The sequence below is a fragment of the Iocasia fonsfrigidae genome, from assembly GCF_017751145.1.
Classification (GTDB): Bacteria; Bacillota; Halanaerobiia; order Halanaerobiales; family DTU029; genus Iocasia; species Iocasia fonsfrigidae.
Window position 1 is genome coordinate 1,439,765 of the sequence record NZ_CP046640.1, and the last position, 17,403, is coordinate 1,457,167.

The window sequence follows — 17,403 nt, forward strand, 5'->3', positions numbered from 1 at the left end:
CTATATGAATATATTTTAGTAATAAAAAATCTCCATAGTAGAAATCAAAAATTAGGAAGGAGGTTTTTAACTTATTTTGTTAATATTGTTTTTGGTGTTATTAATTAGCATTTCTTTTGTAATTATGTCTACAGGTATTTCATAAACATCTGAATTTGGTTTTTGTTTTTTAATCAAATAATTAAAAAGTTCTTTAATTATTTGGTATCCTTGTTTTTTTTCACTTTGTGCAATTACAAAATCAACAACACCTTCTTTTAATAGCATTTCATTTTCAGGTACTAAATCATGACTAATTATTTTAATGTCATCTAATTTTCCTGCTAAGGATAGGGCATTTTTTATTCCGCCACTACAACTTCCTGATAAATATATTCCTTTTAGATTTGGATATTTATTACAGTATTCTAGTGTGATTTTAAAAGCGGTTTCTCTTTGGTCCTGATTTTCCTGTATATCTACAATGTTAATATTATGATTATTATTTTCTATATGTGAACAAAATCCGGATAATCTATCAGGATGACAGGATAGATTTTTTGAACTAATAATAACTGCAACATCTCCGCCAGAAGGAATTAACTTTTCCATTAAATCAGCAGCAACTCGACCAGCTTTTACGTGATCTTGTCCTACATAGCGAATTTCATTAATTCCCTCTAATTTTGAGTTGAAAGTAAGTATAGCAATGCCTTTATCAGCTAATTGATTTGCTTTATTAATTACTTGGGTATCATCAATAGGTAAAAATGCAATTCCTTTAACATTCATATTTTCAAATTCTGTTAAAATACTTATAAGTTCTGCAGGCTGTAAGGTGGTTAGCATTTTAACAATAATCTTTATTCCAAATGGTGCAAACTCTCTCTCGGCTTTCTTGATACCTTGTAAAAGCACTTGTATAAAGGGGTTATAATCAGGAGTTAGTATTACTCCTAATTTGACAGGGTCTTTGGAATTGACAAGTGCTTTTCCTAATAGATTAGGTTTATAATTCAATTCATCAATAATAGCTTGAATTCGTTGGCGAGTTTCTTTTTTTACACCAGGTCGGTTATGGATAACTTTGTCTACTGTTGACCTTGAAACATTTGCTAATTTCGCAATATCTTTCATTGTTACTGTCAATTTTATTTCTCCTTTATCAAATATTTACAATATTTATGATAACACAATTCAAAAGATATGTCTAGTTAGTCATATAAAAAATAATACTCGAGCACAATAAATATAAAAATTGTCTTGATTTACCCCTTATTTAATAAAATTTTATTTGACAAGAAGCTGTAATTGTAGTAAAATAACACCATAATAACACACGTGCTCATTATGATAATTAGCTAATTACTAACAAGGAAAACCATAGCCATCTTAATTACTATCTATAATTATACACGAGCTCAATATAATAAATTAGCTCATTTTATTATTTGACACAAAACAACAAATGTGCTGATATAAGATCTATAATAACATACGTGCTCAAAAAAATAGATTAATAGTTTTTTGGTGGCTTTTTCTTTGTGGAGCAGGGGCCTGGCTGTTTGTTTTGTGGATTGAATGATTGTTATTTAAAAATATAAGTGTAAATTTAATAATTATAATATGTGTGGTATATGTGGTATAAGTTAATTATTAATATTAAGACTACACAATATCTACAGAGATTAGATTTAGTCCATTATTATGTATATTATTACTTAAAATAAGTAGCTAAACGCTCATATTTCTTAAAGATATCTGTGGATTTTATTTTTTCTATAAGACAGATAAGATTATAAGAAAGTAAGATATGAGGTTATAAGGTTAAAACTAGAAACTGTGTGTTAGATAAAATAATGTATATATAATAAAGGAGGCAAAATATTATGAAATTTGGGACTTTATATGCTTATTGGAACACTGAATGGGACTGTGATTATGCGATATATGCTGAAATTGCAAAAAAAGTGGCTGAAATTGGATTTGACGTTTTAGAAATTAGTGCTGATCACATTTATAGGATGCCGGAGAGTGAGTTGCAAAAATTGAATGATCTAGCAGAAGAATATGGTTTAATACTTACTGCAAATAGTGGGCCATCTAAAGAATATGACCTTGCTTCATCGGATCCAGTAGTACGAAAACAAGGAATTGAATATTTTAAAACAATCTTAAAAAAAATGGAAATAATTAATTCAAAAATATTAATTGGAGCCATCTATTCATACTGGCCATCCGATTTTCTTGAGACTGATAAAGAGGCTGCCTGGGAAAGAAGTATTGATTGTTTAAAAGAAATTAGTAAAACTGCAGAAGAATTAGAAATTGAGATTTCTCTTGAGGTTTTGAACAGAAATGAAACATATATTTTGACAGATTGTAAAGAGGCAATTGAGTACTGCAATAAAGTAGGCAGCAAAAATGTTAAAATTCTTTTAGATACATACCATATGAATATTGAAGAAGATAATATTCCAGATGCAATCAAAATGGCGGGAGATTTGTTAGGACATTTGCACGTAGGTGAATGTAATAGAAAACTACCAGGAATGAATAATAGTATTGATTGGGATGGAATAGGTGAAGCTTTGAAAGACATAAATTACGATAAGGCTGTAGTTATGGAACCCTTTTTATTAAAAGGCGGTTCTGTTGGAGAGGATATTAGAGTATGGAGAGACTTAAGTGATAATGCTGATCAGGCCACAATGGATAAATATATTACAGATTCTTTAAGATTTTTAAAGAAAACTTTGGAATGATAAAGGAAATGGGGGTGAATTATGCCAGAAGTATTAATTATGGGGGAAATGCTTGTCGAAATTATGAGGCCTGATGTAGGTATTGAACTGTATAAACCAGGACTTTTCAAAGGACCTTATCCAAGTGGGGCACCGGCAATTTTTATTGATACAGTTGCTAGATTGGGACATGATACAGCAATTATTGGTGGTGTAGGAAAAGATGATTTTGGCAAAAGTCTTTTAGACAGATTTAAAAGAGATGGTGTGAACTGTGACTATGTATTGCAAAGTGAAGAACGAGCTACTGGTGTAGCATTTGTAACATATTTTTCTGATGGATCTAGAAAATTTATTTTCCACATGGGAAATACACCTGCAGTTGAAGCAAAGATGCCTGATGTAAGTAGATTAAAAGATGTAAAATACTTTCACATTATGGGATGTTCACTGATGAGTAATAAAGATTTTGCCCAAGAAATATTGAAGACTATGAGGGCTTTGGTGAAACAAGGTACTAAGGTATCCTTTGACCCTAATATTCGTAAAGAATTATTGACAGACGATAGTATATATGCTGTTGTTAACGAGGTTGTAACAAATACAAGTGTTTTTCTCCCTGGAATAGAAGAACTACTTATGATTACAGAAGAAAAAAATATCAAAGAAGCAATTAAAAAAAGTTTTCGAAATCCAAACTTAGAGGTTTTAGCTTTAAAAAATGGATCTAAAGGATCTACTATTTATACGCGGAATCAAGTTGTGGAAATGGGGGTTTATGAAGTAGAGCAGCTTGATCCTACTGGGGCAGGAGATTGCTTTGATGGGGCTTTTATAGCAGGTTTAGTAGATGGAAAGAATGTGCTGGATGCTGCTAAGATGGGAGCTGCAGCTGGTGCTATAAACGCTGCTGCTTTTGGACCTATGGAAGGTGACATTAGTATAGAAACAGTTAATAAAATAATAAAAGATAATAAGGTGAAAAAATGAGTAATTCATTAAGAAGTCTGATTGAAAAGAGGCACAGGGAATGATACTAGCATGAGACTAGCTGACGACTCTGCAGAAGATAAACTTTCAGATGAAGTAATTGCAAAAAGAGGTTCCATACTATATGGAGGATGTGAAGAGGCCTATCAAGAATTATTAAAGAATAATGCAGATATCCATCATTATGATCGATCAAAAGCAAAAGAGTTATGCAAATACATTAACAACTATGGTAAAATTGTCTTAGAAGGGCATTCAACTGATTATCAATCTTCAAAAAGTTTAAGAGAAATGGTTGAAGATGGTATTGCTATACTAAAAGTTGGACCGGCCTTAACGTTTGCTTTAAGAGAAGGTTTATTTACTTTAAGTATGATAGAAAAAGAATTAATTTCTCCAGAAAATAGAGCAGATTTTATGGAAACATTGGAAAAAGTAATGAGACACAGTCCTGAAAATTGGAAGAAACATTATTCTGGATCCCAAAAAGAATTAAAATTACAACGCAAATTTAGTTTTTCTGACCGCTGTAGGTATTATTTTGCTAAACCCGAAGTTATTGATGCCATTAATAAGTTGTTTGAAAATTTACAGTCAGTAGATATCCCGTTAGGTATGCTTCGGCGGTTCATGCCTATGCAGTATATAAAGGTAAGAAATGGGAAACTAGCATTAAATCCAAAGGAGTTAGTTTTAGATAGTGTAGTGGAATTGATTGAATCTTATAATTATGCTACAAAACATAATTATATGGTAGCAGAAATTTTATTAACTAGACAAGTTGTGTTTTAGTAAAGAAAGGAGGGGCCTATGAGCAGTGACGTAAAATTAGAGCTGAAGGGAATATGCAAAAGTTTTACACTAGTAGGTCATTATAAAATAAATACATTATAGAAAGTGAGGTAAGATTTTTAATGAAACAAGCATTTGAAAAAATATCAAAAAACAGGAGGCTAAAAATGAAAAAACTATTTATAGTATTTATGATTATTGGAATGGTTACTTTATTAACGATTACTTCTTTTGCTGAAGATAAGTATGTTATTGGTGTTACAATGAAGACTTTACAGGATGAATATTCTAGAAAACTTGGAGATGCTATTAAAGAACGTGCAGAACAATATGATAATATTGAATTATTGTTAGTTGATGCCCAAGCGGATTTATATAAACAATTGACTCAAGTAGAGGATTTTATAGTAAGAGGTGTAGATGTTATTGTTTTAAATCCTCAAGATGCTGGGGGAGGTTCATTGGCTGTTAAGAGGGCTAATGAAGCGGGGATTCCATTAATAGAGGTTAATACAGTTACAAATAATACAAATTATGTATCATATGTTGGTTCATCTGATACAGCAGCTGGAAAAATTCAAGGTGAATATATCTATAAAAGGCTTAATGGAAAGGGAAATGTAGTATTATTATATGGTAATATGGGACAATCTCCTCAAATTTTAAGGGAAAAAGGTTTAATAGAAACTTTGCTATCAAAACCTGACATTAAGTTAGTTTCTGCTCAAACAGCCAATTGGCAAAGGGCTCAGGCAATGTCTATTACAGAAGATTGGTTACTAAAATATGATGATATTGATGCTATTTGTGCACAAAATGATGATATGGCTATGGGGGCTTTAAGGGCTGTTGAAGCATTAGGTAGAAAAGATATTGTAATTGCAGGTGTAGACGCTATAGATGATGCATTAAAAGCAATTGACGAGGGCCGTTTAGATGCAACAGTTCTTCAAGATGCTATTGCCCAAGGATATAAAACAGTTGATGTTGCATTAGAAGTGGCTAAAGGTAATGAAGTAGAAGAGGAATATATCATACCATTTAAATTAATAACAAAAGATAATGTGAAAGAATATATTAAATAGTTTACAAAATATTCAATGGGAAATCCCTATTTAATTATATAAATATTTATAATATTAGGGGTTTCCCAAATGATTATAAATGAGTACTTTAAAGCAATAAATAAAGGTGTAACAAAAATATATTTAGATGAATTATTAATGTAAAAATTAATACTACAGGATTATTTGAAGTTATGGCAAAAGAGATTAGCAAACTTTTATTAAATACTGATATAACCTAGGGCCATATGCGGAAAGTTAGTCCTGCTTGGGATACTTAGTATTACTAAAAAGAGTACTATGGAAGGAATTGCATCAAAAAAGTATTGTAGATTATTTTAAAAAAATGAGAATTAATTAAGATATGTCTTGCAATGTTATGCTATTCATGAGCATTTTGAGAGGTGGTTTATTTTGAAAAGATCTGATTATATTTTAGAAGCGAAAAATATAACAAAAGTATTTAATAATACCAAGGTTTTAAATAGTGTGAATTTATCTGTGAAAAGAGGAGAAGTTCATGCATTATTAGGTGAAAATGGAGCTGGTAAATCTACCTTAATGAAAATTATTATGGGTGAGCATAAGCCTGACGGCAAATCAGAAATCTTCTTTAATAATCAAAAGGTGGATATAAAAAACCCTTCTGAAGCACTAAAAACTGGCATTTCAATGATATATCAAGAATTAAGCTCAATATCTGATATGACTATAGAAGAAAACATATTTTTAGGGAGAGAGATACTGCATAAAGGTTTACCATTTATAGACAAGAAAAATCTCTTTATGAAAACTCAAAAACTACTGAGTATGTTTGATCTAAATTTAAATCCAAACACAAAAACAAGGCAATTAAGTGTGGCCCAAAAACAAATGATAGAAATAATTAAAGCAGTCTCTTATGAAGCTAATTTAATTATTATGGATGAACCTACTTCTTCGCTCAGTGATAAGGAAGTAGAAAAACTTTTTGAGGCAATCAATAATATTAGAAAAAGAGGAGTTTCGGTAATATATATATCACATAAGTTAGAAGAATTATTTGAAATTGCTGATAGAGTAACAGTACTAAGAGATGGCAGTTATATTGGAACAGAGGAGACGAAGAATGTTTCTAAAGAAAAATTAATTGAAATGATGGTAGGTAGGAAGCTTGAAAACTTATTTCCCAAGAAGAAAGCTGAAATTGGGAGTATATATTTTGAAGTTAGAAATTATAACAAAATGAATATATTTAAAAATATTAATTTTCATGTTAAAAAGGGTGAAATATTAGGGTTTGCAGGTTTAATTGGTGCAGGAAGAACAGAGTTAGCTAGGGCAATATTTGGTTTAGATGAAGTTGATGATGGAGTTTTGATTTTAGATGGTAAAGAAATAAAAATAGATTCATCAAAAGATGCAATAGATAAAGGAATTTATATGCTTAGTGAAGATAGGAAAGAACTGGGGTTAGTTTTATGTAGATCAATTAAAGAGAATATTAGTCTTCCTCATTTCGATAAAACTTTTATAGATTTTAAATCTGAAAATACAAAATGTGTTGACGTTACAAAAAGAACGAATGTAAAAATGAATAATCTTGATCAAAAAGTAAAATATCTTAGTGGAGGTAATCAACAAAAGGTAGTTTTATCAAAATGGCTTATAAAAAAACCTAAAGTTCTAATTTTAGATGAACCGACTCGAGGAATTGATATTGGAGCTAAGGCAGAAATATATAATATTATTTCTGATCTAGCAAATGAGGGAATATCAATAATTCTTATTTCATCGGAATTACCTGAGTTAATAGCTTTAAGCGATAGGATATTAGTTATGAGTGAAGGTGAAATAACTAAAGAGCTAAAAAGAAATAGTTTTGAAAATGAAGCTTTTTCACAAGAATCAATATTAAAACATGCTATAGGAGGGGGACCAAATTAATGTTTGAGAATATACTTTCCGCAGATAAGAAATTATTATTAAGAAAATATGGACTATTATTAGGAATGATTATATTAATAATGGTATTGAGTTTAGTGTCAGATGCTTTTTTGAATTTTAGAAATATAATTAATATATCTAGACAAGTTTCTATAAATGGAATTATAGCTATTGGAATGACTTTTGTAATATTGACTGGAGGGATAGATCTTTCAGTAGGTTCTTTAGTAGCAGTTTCTGGTGTTATTGGTGGAAGTATAATAAGTCAACATCCTGATATGGTATGGCCAGCTATATTAGCATCTGTTTTTGTATGCAGTATTTTTGGGTTAATAAATGGAATTGCAGTTACTAAATTTAATATTGCACCGTTTATTATAACTTTATCTACAATGACAATATCTAGGGGATTTGCTTTAGTATATTCTAATGGTAGACCTTATATTTTTGATTCTGATTCTTTTTCTGTAATAGGAAATGAATATATAGGATTTGTGCCGCTCCCTGTTATAATATTAATTGTTATTTTTATATTAGCAATGGTATTACTTAGATTTACTAGATTTGGTAGATATGTATATGCTATAGGTGGTAATAAAGAAGCAGCTAGAGCTTCAGGTATAAATGTTAATAATGTAGTTACTAAAGTATACGTTCTAATAGGCGCCTTATCTGGTTTAGCAGGAATAGTTTTGGCTTCTAGAATAAACTCTGGGCAACCTGCTATTGGTAGTGGATATGAATTAGATGCTATTGCATCTGTTGTTATTGGTGGAACAAGCCTCAATGGAGGTATTGGGAAAATAACTGGTACGGTATTGGGTTTTTTACTGATAGGGATTATTAATAATGGATTAAATTTACTTAATGTTTCTTCATACTGGCAACAAATTGTTAAAGGGATTATTATAGCCAGTGCAGTCTTGTTTGATCAATATACAAAAAAAACTAATAGTTAAATTAACGTCATAAAAATTTTTGATTATTTTTAGAGAGTAAGAATACAGAAGATATATATATATATTGAATTTTATATTAAAGTAGTTTGATAGAATTTAATAAAAATAGTGAGAGACATAAAATGCTCAGCAGTTTAACTGTAGGTTTGATTTTGGGCAAAATGAAAGGAATGTAAATTATATGCCATTAATAAGCTCTACCAAATTATTGTTAAAAGCTCAGAAAGGTGGTTATGCTATAGGGGCTTTTAATGCTGAAAATATGGAGATGATTCAAGCTATAGTTGAAGCAGCAGAGGAATTAAGTTCTCCGGTAATTATCCAGACTACACCGTCTACGGTTGCTTATGCCAATGTAGACATGTATAGAGCTATGGTAAATACAGTAGCCAACGATGTATCTGTACCTGTTGTTATGCATTTAGATCATGGCAAAAGTTTGGACTTATGTAAGCAAGCTATAGAAGCGCAATACACCTCTGTGATGTTTGACGGCTCCACCTTGTCTTTTGAAGAAAATATGTTATTGACTCGAAAAGTAGTAGATACTGCAAAACCGAAAGGAATCCCGGTAGAAGCTGAGTTGGGAACTGTAGGTGGAAAGGAAGATGATCATGAGGTATCAGATAAAGATGCCCTCTATACAAATCCGAAGCAAGCCAAACAATTTGTGGACCGTACTGGTGTGCAGTCATTAGCTGTTGCCATTGGAACAGCTCATGGTTTTTATAAACAAGAACCAAGATTAGACTTTGATCGTCTTAAAGAAATACGAAAAGCTATAGATATACCACTTGTATTACATGGTGCATCAGGTGTATCTGATGAATCAGTAATGAAATCGATCCAACTAGGAATTTGTAAAGTTAATTTTGCTACTGAATTACGCGTTGCTTTTACTAAAGGTGTCAATAAAGTGCTTGAAGAAGCTCCAAATATATATGATCCTAAGAAATATTGTGCGGCTGGTCGAGCAGAAGTGAAAAAATTAGTGAAAGAAAAGATTATAATATGTGGCTCAAAAAAGAAAGCCCAGGCAAATGCCTTTATCAGTTAATTGATTAATTACTTGGGTATCTTAAACAGGGTTTTTATATTGAATTAGGAAAGTTGACTTATGAGTGCTAGTATAATATAATTATCAATATAAAATATCGATATCAATCATATAACTGGCGGAAGTGGGGCTAACCACGAGGGAGTATGGTTGTTGAAATGTCGACCGCCTGGGCATATTTTTTGCTCAGGCGGTTTATTTTTTATTAAAGGATTAATTGTGATCTATTGATAAAGGAGAATGACAGTGGCAATAGATAAAACAAAGATAGAAGAACATATACGCGGGATTTTAATGGCTTTAGGAGAGGATCCAGAACGTGAAGGCCTTTTAGAAACTCCTGCCCGTGTGGCAAGGATGTATGAAGAGATATTTGAAGGAATAAGCTACACAAATGATGAAATTGCCGAGATGTTTAATAGGACCTTTGAAGATGATCTATATATATCTGAATACAACAAGGAAATTGTAATGCTGCGGGATATTGAAATATTTAGTTTTTGTGAGCATCATCTTGCACTTATGTATAATATGAAGGTGGCTGTGGCTTATATACCTAATGGTAAAATACTAGGGTTAAGTAAGATAGCAAGAATAGCCGATATGGTGAGCAAAAGACTACAGCTTCAGGAGCGGATTGGATCGGATATAGCTGAAATAATGCAGAAGGTAACAGAAACAGAGGATGTTGCTGTCCTAATCGAAGGCCAGCATGCATGTATGACTGCCAGAGGCATTAAAAATACTAATGCAGTTACAGTGACAACAACTTTATGCGGGAGATTCAACACTGATCAGTGCCTAATGGACAAGCTTATGGTGCTGTATAATAAGATACTATAAATGTAATGGATAGAAGGAGAGATTTTGTATGACAGTGACAAGTCGTGCAGGCTTTGTGTTTCTTGTAGAAGTATTGATGAGTGTAACGGGTTTATGAATGGGGAAAAGTCTGGGTTTAAGTACTAGTGATTTTTTAGTTTATAGTAAGGGAGAATTAACATGAGTGATAAATTAAGCATAGCAAACAAGGTATGGGAATGGGGAAAACGAACCTATATAATGGGTATCTTGAATGTTACACCTGATTCATTTTCAGATGGCGGAAGATTTTTTGATATTGACGCTGCATCGGAGCATGTCGCTCAAATGGTAGATGAAGGAGCCCATATCATTGATGTAGGAGGAGAAGCTACAAGGCCGGGGTTTGCTGTGCCAATATCGGCTGAGGAAGAGGTCGAAAGAGTAATTCCTGTAATTCAAAGACTTTCAAAAGAGATCGATCTGCCGATATCAGTCGATACATACAAGGCTAAAACAGCAGAGCTTGCAGTTAAAGCCGGGGCCCATATGATCAATGACATATGGGGGCTGAAGAAAGACCCTGAAATGGCCGATGCTGCGGCTTCATGTAAAGTACCTATCTGCATTATGCATAACAGAACTAATACGGAGTATGATAATTTAATGGAAGATATTTTGTTTGAATTGGGAGAAAGTATTGAGCTGGCTATAAAAGCGGGTATAAAGGATGAAAATATTATTTTGGATCCTGGAATAGGTTTTGGAAAGACATGGGAGCAGAATTTAACGGTAATGAGAAATCTGGAGATGCTAAAAAAGCTTGGATATCCCATACTTCTTGGTGCATCAAGGAAAAATTTTATTGGTAAAACTCTGGGCCTGGAAGTGCATGAAAGACTGGAGGGCACCTTAGCAGTTATATCAATTGGCATTATGAAGGGTGTAGATATTGTAAGAGTACATGATGTACTGCAGAATGCAAGGACAGCGGTTATAACAGACAGAATAGTGAGGTAATTGCATATGGATAGGATAATTATTAAGGATTTGCAGGTATATGCTTATCATGGAGTTGCGCGGGAAGAAAAGATTAACGGGCAGATGTTTTTTGTTTCCCTGAAGATTGGTGCGGATCTGGAAAAAGCAGCAACGACTGACAATTTGAATAATACACTGAGTTATACCGAGATATGCAATACTGTGCAAATAATACTGCAATCCAGGAAATATAATTTGATTGAGTCCGCTGCCATGAGAATAATTGAGCATCTATTCAGGACATATACAAATATTAATGAGATATGGATTTTGTTGAAAAAACCGTGGGCGCCAATGGGATACCATCTCAAGTATGCGGCGGTAGAATTAGAACGCAAGCGTGGTGACAGAAATGAGTGGTATTGATGTTACTACATATATTGGATTAGGCTCAAATATCGGAAACAGAGAGGAAAATCTTAACCAGGCAGTGGATATGCTTAGAAATGCCGTAGGTATCAAGGTTACTGCGGTTTCTACATACTTTAATACCGCTCCTGTAGGCTATATGGAGCAGCCGGATTTCTTAAATGCAGTTGTCGAGGCATCAATAGATTTTACAGCGTATGAATTGTTGGAACTGTGCAGAAATATTGAGAAAAAATTGAAGAGGGAACGTATAACTCATTGGGGGCCCCGTACCATAGATGTGGATATTTTAATTTTTGGAGATCTTATTTTAGAGGATGAGATGTTAATCATTCCACATCCAAGAATGCATGAAAGAGAATTTGTGCTAAAGCCTTTAACTGAAATAGCTCCAGGAGTGATACACCCGGTCTGTAACAAGAGTATAAGCGAATTGTATAATGAAATTTTACTCAAGAGTAGATATGGATGAATCTTATAGTTGCGGTTGATCCAAATTGGGCAATAGGGTTTAATAATGAATTACTTGTTAAAATTCCACAGGACCAAAAATTTTTCTATGAAGAAACCATGGGAAAGGTAGTGATCATGGGAAGAAAAACCTTAGACAGTTTTCCAAACGGATTACCTTTGAAGGGCAGAACCAACATCATATTAACAAAAAACGCCAACTTGCAGGTGAAAAACACGTTGCTGGTTCATTCATTGGAAGAACTTTTGGAAGAACTTAAAAAATATAATAGTAAAGATGTTTACGTAATAGGAGGAGAAAGTATTTATAGGCTTTTACTGCCTTATTGTGATACGGCTCTTGTCACAAAAATATTCCGTTCCTTTGATGCCGATACGTATTTTCCTGATCTGGATGAGATGAGTGAGTGGAAAATTGTTGCTGACAGCGAAAAACAGATCTATTTTGATTTAGAATATATATTTCTAAAATATAAAAAAATTAAGAAAAATTAGGTGTGGTTATAAACTGCACCTAATTTTTTTGCTTTAACTTTTAAAGTTGAGTTTAATAATGTCACCGGGTAGAGAAGGAAATATAAAAAAACTAAATTTACACATTTACAAAAATACACATATATTATTTTATCTAGTCTATCATATTTAGTTTAACTTTAAATTCTTGGAGGAGCTTAATATGATTAAGAAGAATAGCAAAACTATAGTTGTTTTAGGATTGTCTTAATAGTTTTGCAGACTCCTATATATCTTTGGGGCAATGAGTGAGACAATAAGTAATTTAATAATATCACCTGGTAGTGATGTAAAAAGCCCTATCTGTAATGTTTTATTGATAGTAATGCTGGCGCCCACAACATAATTAAGTATAATATAAAGGTATGGTAAACCGATGATGTAAATAACGATTATACCAGTTAAACCAGCTATAATTGAACGTTTAAAGTTTAATTCTCCATTTTCAGTGAGCATTCCGATAACATATGCTCCTGCAATAAAGCCCAGTAAATATCCAAATGAAGGCTTAAGGATATAGCCTGGACCACCCCCTTCGGTAAAGATAGGGATTCCAATTAGACCTATAAATACATAAAGCAGCTGGCTTAAGGGAGCCAGTTTTTTCCCCAGTATAAGGCCAGCCATAAAGACAAAGAATACCTGTAGGGTTATAGGAACATAGGGTATAGGAATCCGGATAAAAGCCCCAATTGCTGTTAAAGCAGCAAAGATAGCCACTAAAACCATTTCTTTGGTTTTCATTATTTAACACTTCCTTTTTTAAAATTTACAGTTACGTATAATTCTGAAGACCGACAAATATATTTACTTACCTTGTCGCGTGCTACGGCGTCCTGCCTCCGCTTGCTGTCGAAAAATTGTCTTTCGGCGTCCATGCCTTCAGACAATTTCTAGAGTCGTCCAGTAAATATATTTGTCTGTTTTATGATGATTTGTTTTTGATTAATTTAGGATAGCCGTTAGACCACTTAAGTCCAAGGTCATTAATCATGACAATATCTTCTGCTGTCTTTCTGCCTGATGTTGTAAGGTAATCCCCTGTTAGCATCCCATTGATGCCTCCGATTAGGCCGAGTGCCTGTAGGTCCCTTAAGTTAGCTTCCCTACCACCGGCATAACGGATGTCTGTTTTGGGTAGGATAAACCTATATACCGCTATAGTCTGTAAAATATCCAGAGGAGGAAGGGATTCTTTATCGGCTAGGGGTGTTCCAGGAATGGGATTTAGGCTATTAAGTGGTACAGAGTCAACCCTAAGTTCTTTTAATAGAAAAGCCATTTCTAATCTCTGTTCTCTGGATTCACCTAGTCCCAGGATACCTCCACTGCAGACCTCTAGACCTGCTTCTTGGGCTATATGTATCGTTTCAATTCTTTCCTGATAGCTGTGGGTTGTACATGTTTTTTCAAAATAGCTTGGGGCTGTTTCCAGATTATGATGGTAGCGTTCAACACCACTTTCTTTTAGTTTAAGGGCTGCCTCTTTATTAAGGAGTCCCAGTGAAACACAGAGCTTGAGATTAGTCTTTTTCTTCACTTCTTTGATTATACTTATAATATTTTCAAAATCACCATCAATCCCTCGTCCAGTAGTAACAAGGGAGAAACGATCTGCACCAGCTGCTTCTGCCTGGTAGGCTGCTTTTAATATCTCTTTTTTAGATAAAAGCTGGTGTGTATTAATATCTGTTTGGTGGTAAATAGACTGAGCACAGAAGGAACAGTCTTCACTACATCTACTGGAACGGGCATTTACAATTGAACAGAGGTCTACCTGCCTACCTTTGAATTTCTCACATATTATGCCTGCCATTATAAGTAAAATATTAATGTTTTCTTTTTTAAGCCTGCTAAGATAATCGGCGTCACCTTTATTGATGTCTTTATCTTGAATAACCTTTTGACTTAACTCTAATATTTTATTGATATCTTTGATTTGCTAGCACCCCCTAAATAATACAGCTATAATAATAATATAAATATGATTATTTGTCAACCAAAATAATCAATTGGTTAACAATATACGATTATTTGTAAAAATAATAATTTTATTATATAATTTTAGAGAATATAAGTTTATATAATATAAAATGTTGGAGGAGAGTAGTATGCGGGAAAAACTATTTTTAGTCCTGGACAATTATAAAGAGAAGGCGTTAAAGAGAAGGAGCGATTATAATCTTTTACCACGACCTTTAACAGAGGATGAAGTTGCTGTTTTGATTAAAGGCTTAGAACTTGAGGGTCTTGATCAGGTGGAATATACAATCTTTGAAACAGAAAAGACAAATCAAATACTTATTAGATTTCTTTCTGAAGAGGTTAGAAGGGGTACTTTCCCTTCTTCATATGTAAAAGCAGAGGGGTTGGCTAAGATAGTTAAAGGTCAGTTAGTGTCACCATATCTTTCATCTAAAGAGGCTTTAAAACTTTTGAAAGAAATGAAAGGTGGGGCTGCTGCGGTACAATTGGTTAAGCTGCTTGAAGATGGGGTCTTTGTTAATGAAATAATTGAAATACTGAAGAATACTGTGCTAGTAAATAAAGAAGACTTTGAACGACTGACTAAAATGAGTTCTAAAATACCTGAAATAAAAAACTTAATTAGAAGTTGGGCAGAGAGGTGTTTTGCTGCTGACTGGAAATTACCTGAGTCTTATCAGGGTTTGTGTATTAAGATTGGTAATAATATTACTACCGGACATCTCAGTCCTTCAAAACATGCTGGTTCTAGAACAGACCAGCCGCGCCATGCCCAGTTTATTATGGAAGGCAGGGAAGATGAGGAGGATTTCCTTGATCGACTAGATAAACTGCATAATGAATCTGAGGATATTATCCTGGTAGCTGGTGTGGCCCTCGGAGAGGGTTCCTCCCGTAAGTCAGCAACATATACTGTTTTACAGGTCTTAGGAAAATCAGTTGTTGGTGAACCAGAGAAAAAACAGGGAGGGGTTGTAATAGCCAAAAGTATGGCCCCTATTTTCCAGAATTCTCTAATAGCTTCTGGTATTTTACCGCTTATTGCTGATACTGATGGAATTAATGAAGGTGATAGTCTGGAGCTTGATTTAAATAAGAAGAGGCTGCTGGTAAATGGAAGTAATGAAATAGAGATAGAACTGCCGGTTGAATATAAACTAAATAAGATTGCTGCTGGTGGTATGACTTACTTTGATGCTGGTAATGAACTGCAGAAATGGGCTGTGCAATATTGTAAAGATAATGATGTAGCTATTACAGATAAAAGTAATAAAAATGTAACAGATGTTAATACTGTACCTAGGCAGACCCTGGCCCAAAAGATAGTTACCCGGAACAGACTAGATGGTAAAAGTAGTATCATTCCTGGTGAGACTGCTGAGGTAAGAATCAGGGGGGTTTATTCACAGGATACTACCGGGCCGATGACAATAGAAGAGTATCAGTCCATGGCCGGGGGTAAGTTCGGCGCCGAATTTGTAGTTCAATCCCTCTGTCATACAGGTGAATGTCCTTCCAGTGAGGAAAGGGATAGACATCGTTTTATTGATCAGTTTATTACTGCCAGGGGTGGTGTTTGTCTTAAACCTGGTGAAGGTATTATTCATACTATTGGTAATAGATTTGTCCTCCCTATAGATGTTATAGTTGGTGGGGATTCACATACCAGAACCCCCAGGGGCTTATCTTTCCCGGCTGCTTCTGATATTGTTGCTGGGGCCATGAAATATGGTAAACAGGATTTAACCATGGACGAATCTGTCAGGGTTATTTTTAAAGGGAAACCTATTAAAGGGATAACAGCCCGTGACCTGGTATCTACCTTAGTAGTTTTCGCAGAAAAAACAGTTGGTAAAGGAATATATAATGGGAGAATAATTGAAATGGAGGGTTTAGAGTTTTTAGACCCTGATGAGAGATATATTATGACTAATGCAGTGGCCGAGAGGAGCGCCTCTGCTGGTACTATCCCTTCTGATGAAAAGACGATTGAGGCTATTAAAAAGAATTTAGCATACCTGAAATCCAGGAGTGATGCTGATAGCTCTCCTTCAGTCAGGGATACTATCAAGACTATTGAAGAATACCTTAAAGACCCGGTATTATTAAGGGCTGATGAGGGTGCTGAATATGCAGCAACTATTGAAATACCTTTAGATGAGGTTGTTGAACCACTGGTTGCTAAACCACATCATCCGGATAATGTTGCTTCTTTATCAGAAGTTGCTGGCACTGAATTAAATGAGGTCTTTATAGGTAGTTGTGTAGGCGGTGATATCGAAAGCATCAGGTCGGCAGCCAGGATTATTGAGGGACATCAGGTGCCACATGATATTAACTTTGTTGTTGGACCAGCTTCATTAGATATCTATTCTAAACTGGCTGAAGATGGGACTCTAACTAAATTAGCAGCTGCCGGGGCTACTATTATCATGCCGGGTTGTGGACTTTGTATGGGTAATAAACGTCGTATTGGTTCTGGTTCTACTGCCTTAACAACAACTACTCGTAATTACCAGTCCAGGATTGGACCGGCTGATTCGAAAACATACCTGGGTAGCGCCCATGTGGCAGCAATGGCTGCTGTACTGGGTAGATTCCCTACTGTGGAAGAATACTTTAAGATGTTTAAATAGATATTAATTAAGTTTTAATACTTGATGTTTATAGGGTATATATAAATGGTGCTTGAATTCAAGCACCATTTTATT

At 33.9% G+C, this 17,403-nt stretch carries 16 protein-coding genes and 1 riboswitch; of the genes, 13 read left to right on the top strand and 3 right to left on the bottom strand.

The genetic code is table 11. From position 1 onward, the window contains the following. Window positions 1-66 precede the first annotated feature (66 nt). Window positions 67-1,128, bottom strand: a complete 1,062-nt coding sequence (locus GM661_RS06840) for a LacI family DNA-binding transcriptional regulator (protein ID WP_230869347.1) — start codon at window positions 1,126-1,128, stop codon at window positions 67-69. Between the two features lie 740 nt (window positions 1,129-1,868). Here GM661_RS06840 and GM661_RS06845 point away from each other — a divergent pair. From GM661_RS06845 to GM661_RS06900, 12 genes are all read left to right on the top strand, one after another. Beyond that, window positions 1,869-2,744, top strand: a complete 876-nt coding sequence (locus GM661_RS06845) for a D-psicose 3-epimerase (RefSeq protein ID WP_230869348.1) — start codon at window positions 1,869-1,871, stop codon at window positions 2,742-2,744. 21 nt (window positions 2,745-2,765) lie between these two features. After that, a complete protein-coding gene (locus GM661_RS06850; protein ID WP_230869349.1) occupies window positions 2,766-3,713 on the top strand; it encodes a sugar kinase in 948 nt (315 codons plus the stop codon). A 51-nt stretch (window positions 3,714-3,764) separates the two neighbouring features. Further along, a complete protein-coding gene (locus GM661_RS06855) occupies window positions 3,765-4,505 on the top strand; it encodes a class II D-tagatose-bisphosphate aldolase non-catalytic subunit (RefSeq protein WP_230869350.1) in 741 nt (246 codons plus the stop codon). Between the two features lie 167 nt (window positions 4,506-4,672). Continuing rightward, a complete protein-coding gene (locus tag GM661_RS06860; RefSeq protein WP_230869351.1) occupies window positions 4,673-5,590 on the top strand; it encodes a substrate-binding domain-containing protein in 918 nt (305 codons plus the stop codon). A 393-nt stretch (window positions 5,591-5,983) separates the two neighbouring features. Then, complete coding sequence (locus tag GM661_RS06865; RefSeq protein WP_230869352.1) at window positions 5,984-7,495, top strand: sugar ABC transporter ATP-binding protein; 1,512 nt, start codon at window positions 5,984-5,986, stop codon at window positions 7,493-7,495. Beyond that, entirely contained in the window at window positions 7,495-8,454 is a 960-nt protein-coding gene (locus GM661_RS06870; RefSeq protein WP_230869353.1) for an ABC transporter permease, read from the top strand. The genes GM661_RS06865 and GM661_RS06870 overlap by 1 nt, the downstream gene beginning before the upstream one ends. 181 nt (window positions 8,455-8,635) lie before the next feature. After that, complete coding sequence (gene fba / locus GM661_RS06875) at window positions 8,636-9,511, top strand: class II fructose-1,6-bisphosphate aldolase (protein WP_230869354.1); 876 nt, start codon at window positions 8,636-8,638, stop codon at window positions 9,509-9,511. Between the two features lie 101 nt (window positions 9,512-9,612). Then, window positions 9,613-9,693: riboswitch (ZMP/ZTP riboswitch) on the top strand. 64 nt (window positions 9,694-9,757) lie between these two features. Further along, window positions 9,758-10,354: a GTP cyclohydrolase I FolE gene (folE, locus tag GM661_RS06880; protein WP_125989467.1), complete on the top strand. Its 597-nt coding sequence runs from the start codon at window positions 9,758-9,760 to the stop codon at window positions 10,352-10,354. Between the two features lie 159 nt (window positions 10,355-10,513). After that, window positions 10,514-11,332: a dihydropteroate synthase gene (gene folP / locus GM661_RS06885; RefSeq protein ID WP_230869355.1), complete on the top strand. Its 819-nt coding sequence runs from the start codon at window positions 10,514-10,516 to the stop codon at window positions 11,330-11,332. Window positions 11,333-11,338: 6 nt separating this feature from the next. Further along, window positions 11,339-11,719 (top strand): dihydroneopterin aldolase, encoded by a 381-nt coding sequence (gene folB, locus GM661_RS06890; RefSeq protein ID WP_125992060.1) that lies wholly within the window; start codon window positions 11,339-11,341, stop codon window positions 11,717-11,719. Continuing rightward, window positions 11,706-12,194 (top strand): 2-amino-4-hydroxy-6-hydroxymethyldihydropteridine diphosphokinase, encoded by a 489-nt coding sequence (folK, locus tag GM661_RS06895; RefSeq protein ID WP_230869356.1) that lies wholly within the window; start codon window positions 11,706-11,708, stop codon window positions 12,192-12,194. Before folB ends, folK begins: the two co-directional genes overlap by 14 nt. After that, a complete protein-coding gene (locus GM661_RS06900; protein WP_125989473.1) occupies window positions 12,191-12,688 on the top strand; it encodes a dihydrofolate reductase in 498 nt (165 codons plus the stop codon). The genes folK and GM661_RS06900 overlap by 4 nt, the downstream gene beginning before the upstream one ends. A 225-nt stretch (window positions 12,689-12,913) precedes the next feature. On the opposite strand, the gene GM661_RS06905 is transcribed toward GM661_RS06900, so the two are convergent. Together GM661_RS06905 and bioB are read right to left on the bottom strand one after the other, a co-directional pair. After that, window positions 12,914-13,450 carry a biotin transporter BioY gene (locus GM661_RS06905; RefSeq protein ID WP_230869357.1) on the bottom strand — a complete coding sequence of 179 codons (537 nt, stop codon included), beginning with the start codon at window positions 13,448-13,450 and terminating at the stop codon, window positions 12,914-12,916. A 181-nt stretch (window positions 13,451-13,631) separates the two neighbouring features. Then, window positions 13,632-14,645 carry a biotin synthase BioB gene (bioB, locus tag GM661_RS06910; protein ID WP_230869769.1) on the bottom strand — a complete coding sequence of 338 codons (1,014 nt, stop codon included), beginning with the start codon at window positions 14,643-14,645 and terminating at the stop codon, window positions 13,632-13,634. 172 nt (window positions 14,646-14,817) lie between these two features. Between bioB and GM661_RS06915 the strand changes: the two genes are divergently transcribed. Continuing rightward, on the top strand, window positions 14,818-17,328 hold the full coding sequence (locus tag GM661_RS06915; protein ID WP_230869358.1) for a bifunctional aconitate hydratase 2/2-methylisocitrate dehydratase: 2,511 nt from the start codon (window positions 14,818-14,820) through the stop codon (window positions 17,326-17,328). Window positions 17,329-17,403: the final 75 nt, after the last annotated feature.